The organism is Jiangella endophytica (genome assembly GCF_003427025.1).
Classification (GTDB): domain Bacteria; phylum Actinomycetota; class Actinomycetes; order Jiangellales; family Jiangellaceae; genus Jiangella; species Jiangella endophytica.
In genome coordinates this window covers 38,321-59,126 of sequence record NZ_QVAI01000020.1, presented here as the reverse complement: position 1 = coordinate 59,126, position 20,806 = coordinate 38,321, and the positions used below count along the sequence as shown (strand labels likewise).

At 71.7% G+C, this 20,806-nt stretch carries 23 protein-coding genes and 1 tRNA gene; 8 read left to right on the top strand and 16 right to left on the bottom strand.

From position 1 onward, the window contains the following. Positions 1 to 26 precede the first annotated feature (26 nt). Both DZA62_RS29575 and DZA62_RS29570 read left to right on the top strand, forming a co-directional pair. Entirely contained in the window at positions 27 to 356 is a 330-nt protein-coding gene (locus DZA62_RS29575; protein WP_116952546.1) for an ArsR/SmtB family transcription factor, read from the top strand. Next, positions 353 to 802 (top strand): SRPBCC domain-containing protein, encoded by a 450-nt coding sequence (locus DZA62_RS29570; protein ID WP_116952545.1) that lies wholly within the window; start codon positions 353 to 355, stop codon positions 800 to 802. The genes DZA62_RS29575 and DZA62_RS29570 overlap by 4 nt, the downstream gene beginning before the upstream one ends. On the opposite strand, the gene DZA62_RS29565 is transcribed toward DZA62_RS29570, so the two are convergent. Together DZA62_RS29565 and DZA62_RS29560 are read right to left on the bottom strand one after the other, a co-directional pair. After that, entirely contained in the window at positions 788 to 2,071 is a 1,284-nt protein-coding gene (locus DZA62_RS29565; RefSeq protein ID WP_116952544.1) for a metal-dependent hydrolase family protein, read from the bottom strand. The genes DZA62_RS29570 and DZA62_RS29565 overlap by 15 nt on opposite strands. Positions 2,072 to 2,268: 197 nt before the next feature. Continuing rightward, positions 2,269 to 4,704: a lamin tail domain-containing protein gene (locus DZA62_RS29560; protein ID WP_116952543.1), complete on the bottom strand. Its 2,436-nt coding sequence runs from the start codon at positions 4,702 to 4,704 to the stop codon at positions 2,269 to 2,271. A 184-nt stretch (positions 4,705 to 4,888) separates the two neighbouring features. Here DZA62_RS29560 and DZA62_RS29555 point away from each other — a divergent pair, with 184 nt between their 5' ends. Genes DZA62_RS29555 through DZA62_RS29545 form a run of 3 tightly spaced genes read left to right on the top strand, consistent with a single transcriptional unit; the run spans position 4,889 to position 7,533 of the window. After that, positions 4,889 to 5,563, top strand: a complete 675-nt coding sequence (locus tag DZA62_RS29555) for an ArsR/SmtB family transcription factor (protein ID WP_116952542.1) — start codon at positions 4,889 to 4,891, stop codon at positions 5,561 to 5,563. Continuing rightward, positions 5,560 to 6,792: an MFS transporter gene (locus DZA62_RS29550; protein ID WP_157987983.1), complete on the top strand. Its 1,233-nt coding sequence runs from the start codon at positions 5,560 to 5,562 to the stop codon at positions 6,790 to 6,792. Before DZA62_RS29555 ends, DZA62_RS29550 begins: the two co-directional genes overlap by 4 nt. Before the next feature lie 30 nt (positions 6,793 to 6,822). Then, positions 6,823 to 7,533 (top strand): helix-turn-helix domain-containing protein, encoded by a 711-nt coding sequence (locus tag DZA62_RS29545; protein WP_116952540.1) that lies wholly within the window; start codon positions 6,823 to 6,825, stop codon positions 7,531 to 7,533. Here the strand turns inward: DZA62_RS29545 and DZA62_RS29540 are convergent. The 4 genes from DZA62_RS29540 to DZA62_RS29525 form a co-directional block, all read right to left on the bottom strand. Then, positions 7,515 to 8,093, bottom strand: a complete 579-nt coding sequence (locus DZA62_RS29540) for a dihydrofolate reductase family protein (protein WP_116952539.1) — start codon at positions 8,091 to 8,093, stop codon at positions 7,515 to 7,517. The two genes, DZA62_RS29545 and DZA62_RS29540, sit on opposite strands and share 19 nt — an antisense overlap. 97 nt (positions 8,094 to 8,190) lie before the next feature. Then, the gene (locus tag DZA62_RS29535) at positions 8,191 to 9,162 is read right to left on the bottom strand and encodes a calcium/sodium antiporter (RefSeq protein WP_198664343.1); all 972 of its coding nucleotides are present in this window, start codon (positions 9,160 to 9,162) and stop codon (positions 8,191 to 8,193) included. Then, entirely contained in the window at positions 9,163 to 10,284 is a 1,122-nt protein-coding gene (locus DZA62_RS29530) for a baeRF11 domain-containing protein (RefSeq protein WP_198664342.1), read from the bottom strand. A gap of 271 nt (positions 10,285 to 10,555) precedes the next feature. After that, the gene (locus tag DZA62_RS29525) at positions 10,556 to 11,434 is read right to left on the bottom strand and encodes a LysR family transcriptional regulator (RefSeq protein WP_198664341.1); all 879 of its coding nucleotides are present in this window, start codon (positions 11,432 to 11,434) and stop codon (positions 10,556 to 10,558) included. 197 nt (positions 11,435 to 11,631) lie between these two features. On the opposite strand from DZA62_RS29525, the gene DZA62_RS29520 reads away from it, so the two are divergent. The 3 genes from DZA62_RS29520 to DZA62_RS29510 are packed head-to-tail and all read left to right on the top strand — an operon-like array spanning position 11,632 to position 13,532. Next, positions 11,632 to 12,219: a class I SAM-dependent methyltransferase gene (locus DZA62_RS29520; protein ID WP_157987982.1), complete on the top strand. Its 588-nt coding sequence runs from the start codon at positions 11,632 to 11,634 to the stop codon at positions 12,217 to 12,219. After that, complete coding sequence (locus DZA62_RS29515; protein ID WP_116952537.1) at positions 12,216 to 12,806, top strand: DJ-1/PfpI family protein; 591 nt, start codon at positions 12,216 to 12,218, stop codon at positions 12,804 to 12,806. The genes DZA62_RS29520 and DZA62_RS29515 overlap by 4 nt, the downstream gene beginning before the upstream one ends. A 60-nt stretch (positions 12,807 to 12,866) precedes the next feature. Continuing rightward, positions 12,867 to 13,532 carry a DJ-1/PfpI family protein gene (locus DZA62_RS29510; protein ID WP_116952536.1) on the top strand — a complete coding sequence of 222 codons (666 nt, stop codon included), beginning with the start codon at positions 12,867 to 12,869 and terminating at the stop codon, positions 13,530 to 13,532. A 530-nt stretch (positions 13,533 to 14,062) separates the two neighbouring features. Here DZA62_RS29510 and DZA62_RS29500 read toward each other — a convergent pair. From DZA62_RS29500 to rplU, 10 genes are all read right to left on the bottom strand, one after another. Next, a tRNA-Ala gene (locus DZA62_RS29500) sits at positions 14,063 to 14,135 on the bottom strand. Between the two features lie 112 nt (positions 14,136 to 14,247). Beyond that, the gene (locus DZA62_RS29495; protein ID WP_198664340.1) at positions 14,248 to 14,883 is read right to left on the bottom strand and encodes a histidine phosphatase family protein; all 636 of its coding nucleotides are present in this window, start codon (positions 14,881 to 14,883) and stop codon (positions 14,248 to 14,250) included. Continuing rightward, the gene (rsfS, locus tag DZA62_RS29490; protein WP_116952616.1) at positions 14,880 to 15,278 is read right to left on the bottom strand and encodes a ribosome silencing factor; all 399 of its coding nucleotides are present in this window, start codon (positions 15,276 to 15,278) and stop codon (positions 14,880 to 14,882) included. The genes DZA62_RS29495 and rsfS overlap by 4 nt, the downstream gene beginning before the upstream one ends. A gap of 51 nt (positions 15,279 to 15,329) precedes the next feature. Then, positions 15,330 to 15,926, bottom strand: a complete 597-nt coding sequence (gene nadD / locus DZA62_RS29485) for a nicotinate-nucleotide adenylyltransferase (RefSeq protein ID WP_232827639.1) — start codon at positions 15,924 to 15,926, stop codon at positions 15,330 to 15,332. 28 nt (positions 15,927 to 15,954) lie between these two features. Continuing rightward, positions 15,955 to 16,101, bottom strand: coding sequence for a hypothetical protein (locus DZA62_RS36585; protein ID WP_198664339.1), 147 nt, complete (start codon positions 16,099 to 16,101; stop codon positions 15,955 to 15,957). Between the two features lie 17 nt (positions 16,102 to 16,118). Then, a complete protein-coding gene (locus DZA62_RS29480) occupies positions 16,119 to 17,369 on the bottom strand; it encodes a glutamate-5-semialdehyde dehydrogenase (RefSeq protein WP_116952533.1) in 1,251 nt (416 codons plus the stop codon). Positions 17,370 to 17,487: 118 nt separating this feature from the next. Next, positions 17,488 to 18,630: a glutamate 5-kinase gene (proB, locus tag DZA62_RS29475; protein ID WP_116952532.1), complete on the bottom strand. Its 1,143-nt coding sequence runs from the start codon at positions 18,628 to 18,630 to the stop codon at positions 17,488 to 17,490. A 13-nt stretch (positions 18,631 to 18,643) separates the two neighbouring features. Further along, positions 18,644 to 19,987: a GTPase ObgE gene (gene obgE / locus DZA62_RS29470; RefSeq protein WP_116952614.1), complete on the bottom strand. Its 1,344-nt coding sequence runs from the start codon at positions 19,985 to 19,987 to the stop codon at positions 18,644 to 18,646. A 110-nt stretch (positions 19,988 to 20,097) separates the two neighbouring features. Then, complete coding sequence (rpmA, locus tag DZA62_RS29465) at positions 20,098 to 20,358, bottom strand: 50S ribosomal protein L27 (protein WP_116952531.1); 261 nt, start codon at positions 20,356 to 20,358, stop codon at positions 20,098 to 20,100. A gap of 14 nt (positions 20,359 to 20,372) precedes the next feature. Next, positions 20,373 to 20,687 carry a 50S ribosomal protein L21 gene (gene rplU, locus DZA62_RS29460; protein WP_116952530.1) on the bottom strand — a complete coding sequence of 105 codons (315 nt, stop codon included), beginning with the start codon at positions 20,685 to 20,687 and terminating at the stop codon, positions 20,373 to 20,375. Positions 20,688 to 20,806 lie beyond the last annotated feature (119 nt).

The window sequence follows — 20,806 nt, the reverse complement described above, 5'->3', positions numbered from 1 at the left end:
TGGTTGCTGTAGAGTAACCGTTGCCCATGAGTAACCAATCAGCGGATGCGGCGTTCGACGCCCTCGGCGAGCCCGTGCGGCGGCGCATCCTCGAGCTCCTGCGCGACGGCCCGACGCCCGTCGGCAAGCTGGCCGAGCGGCTGCCGGTCGGCCGCCCCGCCGTGAGCAAGCACCTGCGGGTGCTCAGCGGCGCCGGGCTGATCGAGCACCGCAGCGCCGGCACCAGGAACCTCTACGCGCTGGCGCCCGGCGGTCTGGCGGCCGTGCAGCAGTGGCTGGCCCGCACCTGGGACGAGGTGCTGGACGCCTACGCCGCGGAGGTCGCCCGCGTCACCGAATCGGAGGTGGACCCGTGAGTCCCGTACCGCCCCTGCGTCGCGAGATCGTGGTCGACGCCGCCCCCGCGGTGGCGTTCGACGTGTTCACCGCCGGCATCGGCCGCTGGTGGCCGCTCGCCGAGCTGAGCGTCCACCGCGACCGCTCCGCGTCCGTCGCCTTCGAGGACGGCATCATCGTCGAACACTCCACCTCTGGTGAGGAGGCGATCTGGGGGACGGTGACCCGGTGGGAGCCGCCGGCGCTGGTCGCGTTCACCTGGCACCCGGGCCGGCCGGCCGACGTGGCCGGGCTGGTCGAGGTCTCCTTCGCCACCGTCGACGGCGGCACTCTGGTCACCCTGCGCCACGGCGGCTGGGAGACGTACGCCGACCCGGCCGCGACCCGCTCCGAGTACGACCGCGGCTGGCCGATGGTGCTGGGCCATTACGGCGACGAGGCCGCGCGGGCGTCAGGCCGGGCCTGAGCCCACGAGCTCGGCGCCCTTGACGACCCGGCCGCCCTTGACGATCGCGACGAACGTCTCGTCGGGCCGGCCGATGAGCGAGATGTCGGCGAGTGGGTCGCCGTCGACCAGCACGAGGTCCGCGAGCGCCCCCTCGGCGACGACACCGAGTCGCCCGGGGTAGGGGTGCCGCTCGCCCGACATCGCCAGCAGCTCCGCGTTGCGGATCGTGGCGAGCTGCAGGACCTCGGCGGGCGAGTACCAGCGGGTGAGCTTGGCCAGCATCGCGCCCTGCCGCTCGGCGAGGCGCGCGTCGAACAGGACGTCCGTGCCGAAGGCGACCTTGACCCCGTGCGTGATCGCCAGCTCGTAGGCCCGGTCGGTGCCGGCGACCATGCGCAGGTACTTGTCGCGGTTCGGCTCGGGGACGGGCGCGGCGTCGGCGTCGTCGAGGAACGGCTGCAGGCTCCACCACACCCCGTGCTCGGCCATCATGGCGGCGGTGTCGTCGTCGAGCAGCTGCCCGTGTTCGATGCAGGCCACCCCCGCGTCGACAGCGGTGCGCACGGCCCGCGGGGTGTAGGCGTGCACGGTGACGTACGTGCCCCAGTTCTCGGCGGCCTCGACCGCGGCGCGGAACTCCGCCTCGGTGTACTGCGACACGTCGATCGGGTCGTAGCTGGAGGCGACGCCGCCCCCGGCCATGAGCTTGATCTGGGCCGCACCCTGCCGGAGCTGCTCGCGCGTCGCGCGCAACACCTCGGCGGTGCCGTCGGCGATCGCGCCCGCGCCCATGATCTCGCCGTGGCTGAGGTGACCGGCCACCCCGCGCGGCACCTCGTACGGCAGCCGGAAGTCACCGTGTCCGCCGGTCTGCGAGATGAACGCCCCCGACGACAGGATGCGCGGCCCGGACACCACGCCCTCGTCGATGGCGCGCTTGAGGCCGAACGTGGGCCCGCCCAGGTCGCGCACCGTCGTGAACCCGCGCATCAGGGTCCGGTGGGCGCCCCGGACGGCGTTGGCGAACAGGTAGCCGGCGTCGGCGGTGAGCGCGGCCTGCATCGGGATCGTCGCGAACGCCGCGTGCCAGTGCGCGTCGATGAGACCGGGCAGAAGAGTGCGGCCGGTTCCGTCGATCGCCGGGACGTCGCCATGCGCGGCGCCCGCGGGGGCGACGCTCGCGATGGCACCACCACGCACCGTGACGTCCATGGGTGCGGTGAGGTGTCCGGTCTCGCTGTCGAACACCACGACGTCGGTGATGAGCAGCGCGTTCGGGTCGGCCATGGTCTCTCCCCCTGCGAGTCGTCGGCCTTGTCACTCTAGGCCGCGCGGCGATGTCGCAGGAGGGCGATTCGCCAGATCGGCGCTCCCACCGGCTGATCGGCCCGGACCGCCGCTGCGGACCGCGTTCCGGACCGTGCGCCGGGACGGACCCGGACCGCCGTCCCGGGGACGACGGCGGTCCGGGCGACCCGGCCGGATCAGCTCGGCCCGAACCCACCCCGCCATCGACCGGCCGCCGCCAGGGCGACCCCGGCCAGGGCCAGCAGCACCCCGACGACCAGGAGCGGGCCGGCCGCGCCGCCGGTGTCCGGCAGTGCCTCGGCGCCGGTGTCACCGCCGTCCGAGCCGGTGTCACCGCCGTCCGAGCCGGCGTCGCCGGGGTCTCCCGCCTCGTCGCCGGGCTCTTCGGGCTCTCCGGCCTCGTCACCGGGCTCACCAGGCTCGCCGGGCTCTTCCGGGTCCGGGCACGGAAGCGTGCCGGCACGCAGCGAGTGACCGTCGGTGTCGTTGTCGTCGGACCAGTAGACCGGCCGCAGGCCGTCGACGCAGTGCTCGACCGGGGTGATCGCGAAACCCTCGGTGTTGAGGTTCGCCATCCCGCCCGGACGGGCGACCCGGCCGGTCGCCGCGAACGCGCCGTCCGCCCCGACCCGCAGCAGCGCCGACGCACCGTCGCAGCCGTCGTCGCAGACCACCCAGAGGGTGTCCGTGGCGAGGTCGAAGTCCAGCGCCATGACGCCGCCCAGCCCCGGGTCCAGTTCGGCGAGCCGGTGCACGTCGCCGCCGTCGAGGAGCAGGTAGGCGTAGACGAGGCCGGTCCCCTCGATGCCGACGAAGTACACGCCGCCGCCGTGCGGGGCGTAGCCGTCCGGGTCGTACGCGGCGCCGGCCGACGCGTCGGCGAAGCCGAGGCCGGTCAGCACGTCGTCGGGCACCCACTCGACCGCCTCGATGCCGGTGTTCGGGCCGGTCGGCGGCAGCTGCGGGGTGAGGTCCCACTCCGCCGACGCCGTCAGGCTCGGCTCGGCGCCGGAGACGTCGAAGCGGAGCAGGCTCAGCTGGCTGAGGTCGTCGGCGTCGTTGTCGCGCTCGGTCCCGACCACGACGGAGCCGTCGCCGGTCACCGTCACGCCCTCGCTGTCAGGCGTGCCGACGCCGCCCGGGTAGCGCAGCGGCTTTCCGGCCGCCCAGCCGTCGTCGGCGCTGTTCCGCCAGGCGCCGCCGTCCCACTCCAGCCTGTGCAGCTGCCCGCGCCCGTTGTCGACCGCCCACAGGACGCCGTCCTGGTGGTCCAGGCCGCTGAGGTCGCCGTCGAAGTCGTCCGCCAGGTCGACGACGGTGATCTCCGGCCCGCCGGGCCAGGGGCTGCCCGGGTCCGGTTCCGGCTCGGGCTCCGGGTCGCCGTCGCAGTGGTTCGGCGCGCCCTTCGCCGGCGTCGTCGTGGCGCGGAACTCACCGGTGCCGTCGGGGCAGCGGCCGTACGTCGCCGGCGCGTGCTCGTCCCAGGCGTAGCCGTCGACCAGCGTGCCGTTCGGCGTGTAGAGGCGGGCCATGTCGGCGCCGCCGAGGCCGAAGCCGAGCGCGGCCTCCTCGTGCACGTAGAAGCCGCCGGGCGCGATCACCGTGCCCGCCGCGATGGTGGAGAACCGGGTGTCGTCGTTGTCGCGGACCAGCCAGCCGGACAGGTCGACGGGCTCGGCGCCGGTGTTGACCAGCTCGATCCAGTCGCCCGGCACGCCGTCGCTGGACTCCACCTCGTTGACCCGGACGACGTCCTGGCCGGCGACCGGCACGCAGTCGTTCGGCCCGCCCGGCGTCGCCGACGCCGTCACCGTGAACGCGCCGGTGCCGTCGGGGCAGCGGCCCGTGCTCGGCTCCGGCAGCGCGTCCCAGCCGTGCTCGTCGGCCACCGCGCCGTCACCGTCCACCAGCTCGACCCCGGAGACCTCGCCCGGCGCGAACCCGAGCGCGTCCGCATCGATCACCACCAGCTCGCCCGGCGCCAGCGACCCGGCCGGGACCTCGTAGCCGCCGCCGGCGCCCGCCGCGCGGACGACGAGACCGTCCAGGTCGACGCCGGCGCCGCTCGGGTCGACCAGCTCGACGAATCCGGCCGCGACCTCGTTGATCCGGACCGGCGACGTGCAGTCGTTGGCCTCGCCGCGGGTCGCCGTCGCCGTCTGCCGGACCTCGCCGGTGCCGTCCGGGCAGCGGCCGTACGACGTGGCGGCATGCTCGGTCCAGCTGAGGCTGTCGACCAGCCCTCCGCCGGCGTCGGACAGCCGGACGGTGTCGGCCGCGCCCAGCCCGAATTCGAACCCCGGCGTGTCGTCCTCGGCCGCGTCGAGCACCAGGTACCAGCCGGCCGGGATCACCGTGCCGGCCGGGAACACGTAGTCCTCCGGCCCGCGGTCCTGGTCGTCCTGGAGCTTCCAGCCGGACAGGTCGACCACCTCGTCGCCCGGGTTGTACAGCTCCACCCAGTCCGGGTTCACCCGCTGCGAGACCTCGTTGACGACCACTCCCGGGAGGTCCGGGCCCGCCGCCGCCGGAACTCCGGCCACCCCCAGCGGGACCAGTCCCGTGACCGCCAGAACGGCGACGGCGGCCCTCTGCGCCTTGCGCGCACTCATGCCTGCTTCCCCCTCATCGATGACGGCGGCCCCCAGCCGCCCCGCACAGCAAAGAGGAACGAACCAGATACTTCGCGACCATCGGGTGAATGCCTGGCGAACGGGAGGCGGGGCGAGCCCGGGCCGCACCCGAGCAATCGCAAAACGTCTTTGCAAATCGCGTTTGCAAAGCTATTCTGCACACATGACCGAGGATCCCGACGACCCCGGCGCCTGGCCGCCGCCGTGGTTCGACCCCGAGCGATACGCGCTGGTCACGCCCGTCAACGTCCAGGCACTCGCGCACCCGATCCGGGTGAGCCTGCTGCGGCTGCTGCGCGAGGACGGGCCGGGCTCGGCGACGACGCTGGCCGAGCGCATCGGCCAGTCCAGCGGCGTGACGAGCTACCACCTGCGCGCCCTCGCCGACGCGGGATTCATCGAGGAGGACGTCGAGCGCGGCACGCGGCGCGAGCGATGGTGGCGGCCGGTGCACGAGGGCATCACGTTCTCGTTCCGCGTTCCCGGACACGGCGGCAGCGACGCGCAGGTCGAGGCGGCGGAGCGGTACATGCGCGCCGTCGCTCAGGTGGCGTACGAGCGGGTCCTCGGCTACATCGACACCTTGTCCGCACGGCATGACGAGCTGCATCTCCTGCCGTGGCAGCTCGGCGAGACGACGCTGTCGCTCTCCCGAGCCGAAGCACGCGAGCTCGCGCTCCGGATCCATGCGCTGGTCGCTCCGTACCGCAGCGACCAGCGGGGCAGGGCACGCGGGCCGGGCGGCCCGGACGACGACGGCGAGGGTCGCGAGCGCGCCGTCCTCCAGTTCCAGTTGGTCCCGGACGAGCCCGACGCCACGGCACCGCGCAGGGCGTGACGGCACAGCCGGTCTCGAGGCTGCCGCTGCATGCGGTGCTGGCCTCGAACCTCGTCTCGGTCCTGTTCACGTCGGTCTCGGCCCTCGCCATCCCCTGGCTCGTGCTGACGACCTCCGGCAGCGCGGCTCGCACCGGTCTCGTCGTCTTCGCGGAGCTGGCGCCCTACGTGACCATGCAGGCGCTGGCCGGACCGTGGGTCGAGCGGGTCGGGCCGCGCCGAGCGGCATGGGCGGGGAACGTCATCGCGGGACCCGTCATCCTGTGCGTGCCGGCCCTCTCCGCGGCGGGTGCGCTCGGCCTGGCCGCCATCGTCGCCGTCGTCGCGGTCGTCGGCACCCTCCGCGGCGTCGCCGACTGCGCGGTCGCCCCGCTCGTCCCCGAGGCCGCGCGACGTGGGGGCACCCCGCTGGAGCGGGCGGCCGGCCTGAACTCCAGTGCCCGCGAGGCGGCCATGCTGCTCGGCGCTCCCGCGGCCGCGGCGCTGCTCACCGTCCTCGAGCCCGCCATGGTCCTCCTGGTCTGCGGCTCGGGGTTCATCGCCACGGCGATCGTCCTGCTGGCCGGCGTCCCCGCGGACATGGGCGGACCGGCGCGAGGCGGCGCGACCGAGGGGCGGTACCTGCGGCGCGTGACGGCCGGGCTCGGGTTCGTGTTCGCCGACCCGCTGCTGCGGTGGATCGTCCTCATGGTCGCCGCCTCGAACCTGCTCAACAACGCGCGCTACAGCGTGCTGCTGCCCAGCTGGGTGCGCGAGGACGGCCTCGCTCCGGCGACGCTCGGCCTCGTCTCCGGTGCGATCTCACTGGGCGCACTCGTCGGCAGCCTCCTCGGCTCGTGGCTGGCTCCCCGGCTGCGGCGCTGGGCGGTGTACGCCATCGGGTTCGCGCTGGGTGGCGCACCGCTCACGATCGCGATGGCGATCGGCTGGTCGCCGTCGGCCACGGCCGCCGTGGCCCTGGTGAGCGGTCTTGCCGCCGGCGGCATCAACCCCATCATCGGAGCGGTGCAGTACGAACGTGTTCCGACGGAACTGCTCCCGCGCGTGCTGGGCGCCATCAAGGCACTCGCCTGGACGGGGCTTCCGCTGGGACCGGTGCTCGGCGGCCTGCTCGTCGACGGTTCCGGCCTGCTCGTCGCGCTGCTCGCGACCGGGGCCGTGTCCCTGCTGCTGGCCCTCCTCCCGTTCACCGTCCGCACCTTCCGGCTGCTGGACCAGCGGCCCGGCTGAGGCCTGCGACCCGCGGCGTATTCTTCGGCCGTGGGACTGCGGTTCGAGACGCGCGGCTCCGGATCACCGTGGGTCGACGAGGTGTGGACGTGCACCAGCGAGCACGTCACGCAGATGACCGCGGTCGCCGGGGTGCGCTGGGGCCTGGTGTTCTGGGAGCAGCGGGGCCGGTCGTACGCCGGCGTCTCCGGGCCCGAGACGACCTCCGGCACGGCGCCGGTGCCCGAGGGCGCCACCTTCACGGGCATCGACTTCGCCGTGGGCACCTCGCTGCGGGTCGCGCCCACGTCCGCCCTGGTCGACGGCGGTATCGAGCTGCCCGACACCACGCGCCGGACGTTCCGGCTCGACGGCGCGCGGTGGGAGACGCCGGGCGCCGACGACGCAGAGGCTCTGGTCGAGCGGCTGGTGCGGGCCGGCGTCATCGTCCGTGACCCGCTCGTCACCGACGTGCTCCGCGGCGGCGACCCGGCGGTCTCGGGCCGCACGATCGAACGTCGCTTCCGCGCGGCGACCGGGCTGACCCGGGGCGCCATCCGGCAGATCGAGCGGGCCCGGACGGCGGCGGAGCTGCTGGCCGCCGGCGCCCTGGCCGCCGACGTCGTCGCCAAGCTGGACTACTTCGACGAGCCGCACCTGGCCCGGGCGCTGCGCACGTATGTCGGACGCACGGCCGGGCAGCTGCGCGAGGGTAGCGGCACAGCGATCGCCCTCGACGTGGCTCAGCGCCGGACGTCGTAGACCAGCTTCATGATCCCGTTCGAATAGGTGTCGAACTCGCGCAGCGACAACATCTGCTTGGCGCGGTCCGCACGGCTGAACACGCTCGTGCCGGCACCCAGCAGCACCGGGAAGACCAGCAGGTTGTACTGGTCGATCAGGTCCGCGTCGGCCAGCCGCCGGGCCAGCTCCGCGCTGCCGTGGATGAAGATCTTGCCGCCGTCACCCTGCTTCAGCGCAGCGACGTCCTCGGTCGAGCGCAGGATCGTCTGCGGCCCCCAGCCGTCGACGAGCGCGTCGTCGGGCAGCGTCGTCGACACGACGTACTTGGGCAGTTCCTTGTAGTCGGCGTGGTCCTCCGACGCCGGCCAGGTCGTGGCGAACGACTCGTAGCTGTGGCGCCCGAACATCAGCGCCGTCGTCTCCTCGAGCTCCTCACCCTTCAGCGACCATGCCTCGGGGACGAACTCGAGGTCCTTGACCACCCAGCCGGCGCTGCGGTGCTCCTCGCCCGGCCCGCCGCCGGGCGAGTCCACGACGCCGTCGAGCGACATGAAGCCGGTGTAGACCAGGTCACGCATGATGCTGTCTCCTCGTGATCGGACGAACTGCTGGTGACCACGCTAGAGGGCGTCCGCCGCCGCCGTCTTGGACGGAACCGACAGCCGGTGCGCTCAGTCAGGCGTGGGAGAGGAGCAGCCAGGTGAGATAGCCGCCGTACGCCGCGACGAACAGGCCACCCTCGAGGCGGCTGATCCGGCTGCCCGAGACGAACACCGGCACGCAGGCGAGTGCGACCGCGACCATCAGCAGGAGGTCGCCGCCGAGGACCTCGTCGGGTACCTGGACGACCTCCGGCGCCACCAGGATCGTGATCCCGAGGATGATCGCGATGTTGTAGACGCTCGAACCCAGCAGGTTGCCCAGTGCGATGTCGCGGTTGCCGCGGATCGTCGAGACCACCGTGGTCACCAGTTCGGGCGCCGACGTGCCGATGGCGATGACCGTCAGCCCGATGACCGCGTCGCTCACGCCGATGGCCCGCGCGGCGTCGACCGCGCCGTCCACGAGCAGCGTCGCCCCGACGACGACGACCGCGATGCCCACGACCAGGCTCGCCACGTCGCGCCACGGACGAGCCGGCGCCCGCCCGGTGTCCTGTGGGACGTACTCGGCGCTGTACTGCGCCCGCACGGTGCTGGGCTCCCGGCGGCTGACGTACAGGATCGCCAGCGTGTAGCCGACGCCGAACAGCACCAGCACCAGGCCGTCCAACCGGCCGAACGTGCCGTCGAGCGCGACGACCAGCAGCAACAGCGCCGCTGCGGCCATCAGCGGGAGGTCGAACCGTACGGTGCGCGTGTCGAGCGCGATCGGGCTGATCAGCGCGCTCAGCCCGAGGATCAGCAGCAGGTTGACGAGGTTCGTGCCGACGATGTTGCCGACCGCCAGGCCCGCGTTGCCCTGCCGCGCGGCGTCGATCCCGACGGCCAGCTCCGGCAGGCTGGTACCGAGGGCGACCACCGTGACCCCGACGACGATCGGCGCGATCCCGAGCCGCAACGCCAGACCGGTCCCGCCCCGGACGAGCAGCTCGGCGCCGCCCACGAGCCCGGCGAGGCCGACGACGATCAGCAGCGCGCTGGACACTCAGAACGCGTACCGGAACACCGCCGCGACCGGCCCGCCCTCGGGCACGTCGTCGGCACGCACGGCGAGCACCCGGCCCCCGGCCAGCAGGACCCGCCTGGCCAGTTCGTCGACGACGCCGTAGCTGGCGGCGTCGTCGGCGGCGAGGGTCACCGCGCCGGACTCCTCGTCGACGTAGCCGGGCACCTTCTCGTCGATGTCGACGACCAGGGTGTCGACGACACCGTAGGTGGCCGCGCGGGCGACGGTCGCGAGGTCGGCGGACGCGCGGCCCTGGTCGAACCGCTGCCCGAACAGGTCGCGCAGCTCCGCGAGCTGCCGCGCGTAGAGCTCGTCGAGGACCGGCCGGGCGAGGTCCGCGAGCTCGGCGTCGGTGGCGCCTTCCGGGCTGCCGGCGATGCCCGGGCCGGCCAGGTGCGGATAGCTGTTCACCGAGCGGTAGATGGCCTCCATCGGCTCGACGGCGGCGAGGATCAGCGGCAGCTCGAGGCCCGTGAGCACGCCGCGCAACGCCTGGTCGACCTTGCGCGCGTACTGCCGCAGCCGGACCTTCTGTCCCTCCGAGCCCTGGATGCGCCCGACCGGCGCGCGGTCCGCGATGGAGGACTTGCCGGCCGCGGACGCCGCGTCGGTGGGCAGGCCGGGGACGTCGACGGTGAACGGCGGCCCGTCGCGGGTGACCTCGACCAGCCGCACCGATCCGGCGGCCAGCGCGAGGACGAACGCGGCCTGCGGGAACGTGACGGCGCGCAGCAGCGGTTTCACGTAGAAGCGGTCGCTGACCTCGACCGCGCTGGTCAGCTCGTTCGGCAGCCGGAACACGGTCACACCGCCCGGCGACGCGAACAGCGCCAGGCTGCGGGCCTGCTCGGCCCAGAAGTCGTCGTCCTCGACGAGGTCGTCCAGGGACTCCCGGACGTCGGCGACCGCGGCGCGGCCCGCCCCGGACTCCTCCAGTTGCCGCGTCGCCTCGGCGGCGAGGTTCTTCAGCTCGATCCGGCCCGCCTGCGCCTGCTGGGTGACCGGGCTCGTGGGCACGTAGACCGACACGCTGACGTCGTCGCGCGCCGAGATGAGCCGCTCCAACTGGGACCGCGTCGGGATGTCCGTGTGCAACGTCACACGTCCACCGTCTCATGGTGCGGATGGCGGGCCAAGCGAGAACAATAAAATGCCCCGCCTGACGGCCGGGCAGAACTTGCGGCTACTCGACTCGAGTGGAGCGGCTTGCCGAGGAGGTGCTCCTGACGGCATCGAGTCATGGTGGCGTTCGGTCCTGGCCTGCGCGGCTCCGTCGATAGCCACGATCGGAACGATGCGCCCGCCGATCGGGGCGTCTCACCGTCGGGCCGACCACCACCGCGCCGTCCCGACGGCCTCGAGCGAACAGCGCTCAGCGGTAGCTGGCCCCGAGGTCGGTGAGGACCCGAAGCATGGCCGTGGTTGCCGGGCTACGGGCCTGGCTCGGCGCGGTGGCCGCGAGGACGCCGCGAGAGGGTAGTCGCGGTGCAGTGGGCCGGAGAACAACGCCGGGACGCAGGGCCGCCGCCGCCAGGGTGGAGATGATGGTGACACCCATCCCGGCGGCTACGAGCGCCTGCTTGCCCGTCCAGTCCTCGCATGTGAAGCCGACTCTAGGCGGGCCACCGAGTGCCTCCGCGAGGATGTCCAAGGGACCGAGGCAGTCGGGGTGACTGCCTTCGACCCAGCTGTCGGCCCGAAGCTGCCGCAGGGGAACGGTGGTGAGCGAGGCCAACGGATGCGCTTCAGATAGCGCTACCCAGTGCTCTTCATCGAGCAGAGGTACTGTCACGACCTCCTCGGGTGCGGTGTCCCAGGTGGTCAGCATGGCGAGGTCGACGTCGCCGGCCCTGATCCCAGCTACGTCCCCCTGCACGAGACTGACCTCGACGCCTGGATACAGATCTCGGAATCGTCGTATCGCCGCCGGTACGAAGTCGGTGTTCGCACTGGGGAAGCTTGAGATGCGGACGTGACCGGTGCGCAGATCAGCGAATGCTTCCATTCGCGCCTGGAGCGTCCCCAGCCTGTCCAGGACGTTTCTGGCTTCCTCGATGGCGATGGCGCCAGCGGCGGTGGGTTCGACGCCACGGGGAACACGACGGAACAGTCCGACGCCCAGCTTGCGTTCGAGGGAGGCGACCTGGCGGGAGACGGCCGGCTGAGTCATCGACAGTTCCTGCGCCGCGGCAGAGAACGAGCCTTGGTCAGCGACTTCCACCAGCACCTGGAGCGACCAGGTATCCAGCATGCATGAAGCGTATACCGTGCCTGCTAAACCTGCGGTTGTGCTCATGGCCTCGCCGTCTCGGGGTGGGGACATGGGCTTGGCGACTCGGTTCATGGACGAACTCGGTCTCGCCGACCAGGTTTGGTATGCATGAAGCGCATGGCTTTCCTGATCAGCCTGCAGTTGTTCTCATGGAGAGCGTCATCCACTGTTGCTGTATGGACTTCATCTCCGACCAGCTTCCCCCAGCTCCGGCCCGGGTACTCGACGCTGGATGCGGCCGTGGAGAGTTGGCCCGCCGGCTTCGGAACAGGGGTTACGACGTCACCGCGATCGATGTTGACCCGGCCATGGGCGGCCCCGGAGTGGAAGTCGCTGACATGTGTGACTTCAACCGTGGGCCGTACGAGGCCGTCATCCTGGCTCTGTCACTGCATCACGTGGAGTCTCTCGACCGTGCGGTCGACTCGGTGTGGAGGCTGCTCGCGCCGGGGGGCCGTCTGATTGTCGACGAGTTCGCCCACGAACGCGCAGATGGCGAGATCGCCGATCGCTTCTACGCCTCACCCGCGTCCCTAGGTCGCTGGCGGGAGCACCACCGCACCTTCCACACGGGGACAGCCATGGTCGATGCCATTTCGGAGTGCTTCGACATCACCTCCCTCGCCAACGTGCCGTACCTCCACCGATACCTCGAGGACGAGAGCCTGCGTGATTTCGAGGCCGTGCTCGGTATCCAGCTCACCGCGGTACCTGCGAACGGGTCTCCGCAACCCCCGCCACATCCTCAGAAGGAGCACGCATGACGAAGCACATTGGCATCCTGCTCTTCCCCGAGGTCGAGGAACTCGATGCGATCGGGCCCTGGGAGGTCCTCGCCTGGTGGACCAACGCGTTTCCGGAGGACGGGTATACCGTCACCTGCCTTGCCCGCGAATCCGGCCCGGTCGAGTGCGCAAAGGGCTTGACCGTGCATGCACACCACGGCTTCGACGACGCGCCGACCTACGACGTACTCGTGCATCCCGGCGGCAGTGGCACCGGGGCGTTGCGGAGCGACGAGGCGCATCTTGACTGGCTGCGAAGGATGCGCAAGAAGGTTCCGCTGATGACCAGCGTGTGCAGCGGCTCCCTGGTGTTTGCGGCCGCCGGACTACTGCGCAATCGTCCGGCAACGACCTACTGGAGCCAGCTCGACCGTCTGGCCGAACTCGACCCCACGATCGAGGTGCGTCACGATGACAGGTTCGTCGACGACGGTGACGTGATGACGTCCGCCGGCATCTCTGCCGGCATCGACATGGCCCTTCACCTCGTGTCCAGGCTGGCCGGAGACGAACGAGCTCGCCAGGTGCGCCGTGGCATCCAGTACGACCCAGCCCCGCCAGTGTGATCCGTGGCGCCTGCGGACATGAACAGCAATCCGTCACCAGACCCACCAAAGGAGAATGCCGTGCGAGTCGCCGTCGCCTTGTTCCCGAAGGTCACCATCCTTGACGCGATCGGTCCGTACCAGGTGTTCGCCGGAATGCCCGACACAGAGGTTGTGATCTGTGCAGCGGAGAAGGGGCGGATCACTGATGCCAACAACTGGCTGCACATCGACGTCGAGCACACCTTCGAGGACATCCCTCACCCCGATGTGCTCCTCGTTCCCGGAGGCAACGTGACCCGGGAGATGACGAAGGGCCATCCGATCCTCGAGTGGATCCGTTCGGCGCACGAACACACCACCTACACCACGTCAGTCTGCACCGGCTCGGTGCTCCTCGGCGCAGCGGGCCTGTTACGCGGGCTGCAGGCCACCTCCCACTGGGTCGCCTACGACGCTCTTCGCGGGTTCGGCGCAGAGCCGGTCGAGCAGCGGGTCGTGTTCGAGGACCGGATCGTCACCGGCGCCGGAGTCTCTGCCGGAATCGACCTGGCTCTGGCGATCGCTGCCCGGCTACACGGTCCAGAGGTCGCCCAGGCCATCCAGCTCGGCCTAGAGTACGACCCTCAGCCCCCATTCGACTCGGGGTCGCCATCCAAGGCGCCGCAGGCGATCATGGGCCGTCTCGACACCCTGGTAGCCATGTGGCAGGAGCCCATCACAGGCAACTACCGAGGTGGCAGCTAGTAGGCCGCTGGGCTTCCTCAGCTTCGACCCTTCACCAGCGACCTCGTAGAGCTGAACCGCCCCGGGACACGCCACAGCAGTCCAGGAGACAACGAGGATTCGCCGCCCACATCATCGGAGGCGGGTGTGCAAGGAGACGTCGACCATGACACTGATGGCCCCGGCGCCGAGACTGACGCACTGCCGTTGCTGACGGCGGTGACCTATCAACGGCCTGGCGACCTCGAGCGGCACCAAGACCGCATCCGCGCCGGCCTGGCCGACGTCGACCGATGGCTCGCCAGCGAGCCCGACCAGCACGAAGGATCGCGCAGACGACTCAACGCCGCGCTGAGCCTCCTGGTCGACGGCGCCACGCTCGACGCCCGCACCAACGACCGAGGCAAGCGACCGGCGACCCCAGCCCTCACCAACGGCATCGAGATCAACGAAGACGACAAGGGCGACGATCCGACTCGTCGAGCCGTTCGCCGCCCTCGCACCCGAACCGGCATCTACCGATGTCGGGTGTTCTACTACCTCTTCAATTGTGGAGCTGAGGGGACTCGAACCCCTGACCCCCTCCATGCCATGGAGGTGCGCTACCAGCTGCGCCACAGCCCCGTGCCGAACGGCTTCGTCAGCTTAGCCGACGGCGGGGTGAACCTCATAATCGGACCCACCCGCCGGAATCGGCCGCCAGAGGCGGCCGATCGACCTCGGAGAGGCTACCAGATCACCCCTCTTCGATCACCACCGGAGTGGGCAGTGTGCCGGCGTTGTGCTCGACCAGGATCCAGCCGTCCTCGCCCTCGCGGAGCATGGACCACGAGCAGTTGGACAGCCCGCCGACGTTGGTGAATCGGTGCAGCGGCATGCCGATGAGCGAGGCGATGCCCAGCCTGGCCGCGCCTCCGTGGGAGGTGAGGACGGCCAGGCCGTTCTCGGGCAACCGGGCGGCGGCGTCGGTGACGGCGGCGACCATGCGCTCGGCGACCTCCTGGCGGGACTCGCCGCCACCGACGCGCAGCAGCGGGTCGCCGCCGCGCCAGGCCTTGTACTCGTCGGGCCAGCGGGCGGCGATCTCGGCCGACGTGCAGCCCTGCCAGTCGCCGGCGTACGTCTCGCGCAGCCGCGGGTCGAGGTCGACGTCGAGGCTGACGAGCGTCGCCAGCGCGGCGGTGGTGTCCTGGGCGCGTTGCAGGTCCGACGACACCAACACGTCCGGCGCGAGCGAGGCCAGCCGGGAGGCGGCCTCCCGGGCCTGGTCACGGCCCAGATCGTCGAGGTCGACGTCGGTCTGGCCCTGGAACCGCCCGGCGACGTTCCACTCCGTCCGGCCGTGTCGCCAGAGGACGACGCGGCGGCTCACGCCTCGTCTCCGGAGCGCGGGCCCCGTCCGGCGTTCACCTCGGCCGGCAGCTCGATGGTCGGGCAGTCCTTCCACAGCCGCTCGAGGGCGTAGAACACCCGCTCCTCGGCATGCTGCACGTGCACGACGATCTCGACGTAGTCGAGCAGGACCCAGCGGCCCTCCCGCTCACCCTCACGGCTGACGGGGCGGGCGCCGAGGTCGCGCAGCCGCTCCTCGACGGCGTCGACGACGGAGCGCACCTGGCGGTCGTTGGAGGCCGAGCACACCAGGAACACGTCGGTGATCGCCATCCGCTCGGACACGTCGAAGGCGACGATGTCGTCGGCCAGCTTGTCGGACGCGGCCTCCGCGGCGGCGACCGCCAGCTGGATGGCGCGATCGGTTGCGGTCAAGCGGCGTTCCTCTCTTCTCCCCGGGGACCGGATGGTGACCGGTCCAGGGTCTCATGCCTCGACGTAGAGGCCGCGTTTGTTGATGTACTGGACGATGCCGTCGGGCACCAGGTACCAGATCGGCTCGCCGCCGACGACCCGGTGCCGGCACTCGCTGGACGAGATCGCCAGCGCCGGCACCTCGACCAGCGTGACCTTGCCCTCGGGCAGCCCGACGGCGGAGAGGTCGTGTCCGGGCCGGGTGCAGCCGACGAAGTGGGCCAGCTCGAACAGCTCGTCGTGGTCGCGCCAGGACAGGATCTGCCCCAGCGCGTCGGCGCCGGTGATGAAGTACAGCTCGGTGTCCTCGCCGTAGTGCGCGCGCAGGTCCCGCAGGGTGTCGACGGTGTACGTGGGCCGGTCGCGGTCGATGTCGACCCGGCTGACGGAGAAGACCGGGTTCGACGCGGTGGCGATGACCGTCATGAGGTAGCGGTCCTCGGCCGGTGTGACGTCGCGGTCGCTCTTCTGCCAGGGCTGCCCGGTGGGCACGAAGACCACCTCGTCGAGGTGGAACCAGTGCTGCACCTCGCTGGCCGCGACCAGGTGCCCGTGGTGGATGGGGTCGAACGTCCCACCCATGACGCCGAGCCGTTTCGGGTTGCTCACCGACGACACCGTAGTGCCCGCAGCCTGCTCAGGCGTGCGGGCGTCCCCTGCCGAAGCTCACGACGATCAGCAGCAATACGAAGAGGATGGCGAACGCGGAGACGCCCCAGGCCCAGGCGGGGAATCCCTCCGACGAGGAGTGCGCCTCCTCGGCCAGCAGCACGACGGTGTTCATGGGGCAGAAGCCTACCGTCAGCCCCGCACGTGCCCGTCACCGGTGACGACGTATGTCGTGGTGGTGAGCTCCGGCAGCCCCATGGGGCCCCTGGCGTGCAGTTTCTGGGTGGAGATGCCGATCTCGGCGCCGAACCCGAGCTGCTCGCCGTCGGTGAACCGGGTGGAGGCGTTGACCATGACGGCGGCGGAGTCGGTGGTGGCCGCGAACCGGCGCGACGCCTCGAGCGACCGGGTGACGATGGCCTCGGTGTGCCCGCTCCCCCAGCGCCGGATGTGCGCGACGGCGTCGTCGAGGGTGTCGACGACGGCCGCGGCGAGGTCGAGCGAGAGGTACTCGGCGGCCCAGTCGTCGTCGGTGGCGGGCACGACGGCATCGTCGTAGCCCTGGACCCGGTGGTCGCCGTGGACGGTCACCCCGGCCTCGCGCAGGGCGGCCAGCGCCGACGGCAGGAACCCCGCCGCGACGTCGGCGTGCACGAGCAGCGTCTCGGCTGCGTTGCACACGCTGGGCCGATGGGTCTTCGCGTTGAGCAGGATCTGCAGCGCCATGGCGAGGTCGGCCTCGGCGTCGACGTACACGTGGCAGTTGCCGACCCCGGTCTCGATGACCGGGACGGTGGACTCCTCGACGACGCTGCGGATCAGTCCGGCGCCGCCGCGCGGGATCAGCACGTCGACCAGACCGCGCGCCCGCATGAGCTCCTTCGCCTGGTCGTGGCCGCCCGGCACCAGCTGGACGGCGGCTCCCGGCAGCCCAGCCGACTCGGCCGCCGCCGACAGCACGCCGACGATGGCTTCGTTGGACGCCGCGGCGCTGGACGACCCCTTGAGCAGGACCGCGTTGCCGCTCTTGAGCGCCAGTCCGGCGGCGTCGGCGGTGACGTTGGGACGGGCCTCGTAGATGATGCCGACGACGCCCAGCGGCACCCGGCGCTGGGTGACCTGCAGGCCGTTGGGCAGCGTGTAGCCGCGCACGATCTCGCCGACCGGATCGGGCAGGGCGGCGACCTGCCGCAGCCCGCTCGCCATGCCCGCGATGCGCGAGTCGTCGAGCCGGAGGCGGTCGATCATGGCGTCGGCGGTGCCGGCCTCGCGGGCCCGCTCGACGTCGGCCGCGTTGCGCTCGATGATCGCCGCCGCGTCGGCGACCAGCGCGCCGGCCATGGCGTGCAGGACGGCGTCCTTCTCGGCGCGGGTGCGGACGGCGAGGTCGGCGGCGGCCGTGCGGGCCGCGCGGCCCAGGTCGGCGACGGAGGTGATGGTCACCCCGCCAGTTTAGTCCGAGCGACCCAGCCCTCGTTGATCTTGGAGTTCTTCGGCCATCTATCGGGCACATCGGACTTCATGCGCGAACAACTCCAAGATCAACTTGGGTGGCGGGCGGTCAGCGGCGCGGCCGTCCGAGCAGCACCAGGTCGTCGCGATGGACGACCTCGCGCTCGTACTCGGGCCCCAGCTCGCGGGCCAGTTCCTTGGTCGAGTGACCCAGCAGCGCCGGCAGCTCGGCGGCGTCGTAGTTGACCACGCCGCGGGCGATCGTGCGGCCGGTCTCGTCGAGCAGGTCGACCGGGTCGCCGGCGGTGAACGTGCCGGTGACGGCGGTGATGCCGGCCGGCAGCAGCGACGCGCCGCGCTCGACGACGGCGCGGACGGCGCCGGCGTCGAGGGTGAGGCTGCCGCGGCCGTCGGTGGCGTGCTCCAGCCAGAGCAGCCGCGTGGCGCGCCGACCGGCCCGGCGGTGGAACCAGGTGCCGGCGGGGTCGCCGGCCAGCACCGCGGACACCTCGGGCGCCGACGCCAGCACGACGTCGGCGCCGGAGCCGGTCGCGATGGAGGCCGCCTCGACCTTCGTCACCATGCCGCCGCTGCCCAGCCCGGACCGGCCGGTCGAGCCGATGTCGATGCCGTCGAGGTCGGACAGGCTGTGGACGTCGGTGAGCCGGGTGGCGCCGGGCTTGTGCGGGTTGCCGTCGTAGAGGCCGTCGACGTCGGAGAGCAGCACCAGCAGGTCGGCGTGGACCAGCTGCGCGACCAGCGCGGCCAGCCGGTCGTTGTCGCCGAAGCGGATCTCGTGGGTGGCGACGGTGTCGTTCTCGTTGACGATAGGCACGACGCCGAGCTGCAGCAGCTGGTGCAGCGTCCGGTAGGCGTTGCGGTAGTGCGAGCGGCGGGTGACGTCGTCGACCGTCAGCAGCACCTGCCCGACCCGCAGGCCGTGGCCCGCGAACGCGGACGTGTAGGTGGCCATGAGCAGGCCCTGGCCGACGCTGGCGGCCGCCTGTTGCCGGGCGAGGTCGCGCGGGCGGGTGGCCAGGCCCAGCGGTGCCAGCCCGGCCGCGATGGCGCCGGACGACACCAGCACCACCTCGCGGCCCGACGCGCGCGCCTTCGCCAGCGCGTCGACCACCGTGGCGACCCGGGCGTCGTCGATGCCGCCCTGCGTCGTGGTGAGCGACGACGACCCGACCTTCACGACCACCCGCTGCGCGGTCGCGACGGCGCCGCGGGTGCTGCCCGTGCCGGTCACGGCGTCCTCCTCGTCAGCTCAGGCGGGAGTCGGTGCCCCGGGGGCCGAGGTGCTCGCCGCCGGCGCTGATGCTGGGCTCCCAGTCGAACACGACCGCGTCCTCGCCGCCGATGACCACCTCGTCACCGGCCTGGGCGCCCGCCGCGATGAGCCCCTCCTCGACGCCGAGCCGCGCCAGCCGGTCGGCGAGGTAGCCGACCGCCTCGTCGTTGGTGAAGTCGGTCTGCCGGATCCACCGCTCCGGCTTCACGCCGCGGATGCGGTACCGCTCGCCCTCGTCGGTGACGGTGAACCCGGAGTCGTCGACGGCGGCCGGGCGCAGCACCAGGCGGGTCGGCTCGGCCGCGGGCGCCGCGGCCCGGGCGGCGGCGACCAGCGAGCCCATGGCGTAGGTCAGCTCGCGCAGGCCCTCGTGGGTGGCGGCGGAGACCGGGAAGACCTCCCAGCCGCGCGCCTCGATGTCGGGCCGGATCAGGTCGGCCAGCTCGCGCCCCTCGGGGACGTCGATCTTGTTCAGCGCGACCATGCGCGGCCGCTTGTCGAGACCGCCGTACTTCTCCAGCTCAGTCTCGATGACGTCGATGTCGGTCAGGGGATCACGCCCGGGTTCCATGGTCGCGAGGTCGACCACGTGGAGCACCGCGCTGCATCGTTCAATGTGGCGGAGGAACGCGTGGCCGAGGCCGCGGCCCTCGCTGGCGCCCTCGATCAGCCCGGGCACGTCGGCGACGGTGTAGCGGACGTCGCCGGCCTCGACGACGCCGAGGTTCGGTGTCAGCGTCGTGAACGGGTAGTCGGCGATCTTCGGCCGTGCGGCGGAGATGGCGGCGATGAGGCTGGACTTGCCGGCGCTCGGGAAGCCGACCAGTCCGATGTCGGCGACGCTCTTGAGCTCGAGGACGACGTCCCTGGCCTCGCCGGGCTCGCCGAGCAGCGCGAAGCCGGGCGCCCTGCGCCGCTTGCTGGCCAGCGCGGCGTTGCCCAGCCCGCCGTTGCCGCCTTGGGCGGCGACGAAGCGGGTGCCGGCGCCCACGAGGTCGACCAGCACCTCGCCGTCGCGCGTGCTGACGACCGTGCCGTCGGGGACCTTGAGCTCGATGTCCTCGCCGTTGCCGCCCGCGCGGTTGCTGCCCTCGCCCTGCGAGCCGCTCTTCGCCTTGCGGTGCGGCGAGCGGTGGTAGTCGAGCAGTGTGGTGGTGTTCGGGTCGACGACGAGGACGATGTCGCCGCCGCGACCGCCGTTGCCGCCGTCGGGACCGCCGAGCGGCTTGAACTTCTCGCGGTGGACCGACACGCAGCCGTGTCCGCCGTCGCCCGCTGCCAGATGCAGCACGACGCGGTCCACGAACGACGGAATGGCCATGTCTTCTCTGTCCTCACGCTGTGACATTCCACAAAACAGGGCGGGCCGGTCGAGTGACCGGCCCGCCCTGATGATTCAGGTGTGTTGCTCGTGTGGAGCGGGGGTCACTCCCCCGCCGGCACGACGATGTTGACGACCTTGCGGCCACGCTTGACGCCGAACTCGACGGCGCCGGAGGACGTGGCGAACAGGGTGTCGTCCTTGCCACGGCCGACGTTGTCGCCCGGGTGGAAGTGGGTGCCGCGCTGGCGGACGATGATCTCGCCGGCGTTGACGACCTGGCCGCCGAAGCGCTTCACGCCGAGCCGCTGAGCGTTGGAGTCGCGCCCGTTCTTGCTGGACGAGGCGCCCTTCTTGTGAGCCATCTCGAGGTACCTGCCTACTTCGTCTCGATGCCGGTGACCTTGACCTGGGTGTACTTCTGGCGGTGCCCCTGGCGCCGCCGGTACCCGGTCTTGTTCTTGTACCGGAGGATGTGGATCTTCGGGCCCTTGGTGGCGCCGACGATCTCGGCCGTGACGGACACACCGGCCAGCTTGCTGGCGTCGGTGGTCACGGTCTCGCCGTCGACGAGCAGGACCGCCGGCAGCGTGACGGTGGCGCCGACCTCGGCGTTGTCGAGCCGGTCGACGTCGATGACGTCTCCGACGGAGACCTTTCGCTGGTTACCGCCGCTGCGGACGATCGCGTACACCGCGGACTCACTCTCTCGCTCGGGCTTCGGGCGCGCATGCCGATGCTCAGTGAGCGGGCACGCGGGTATGGGCGCGAAGAGCGCCGACGCCCTAGGGTACGGAATTGGTCAGGGTCGGG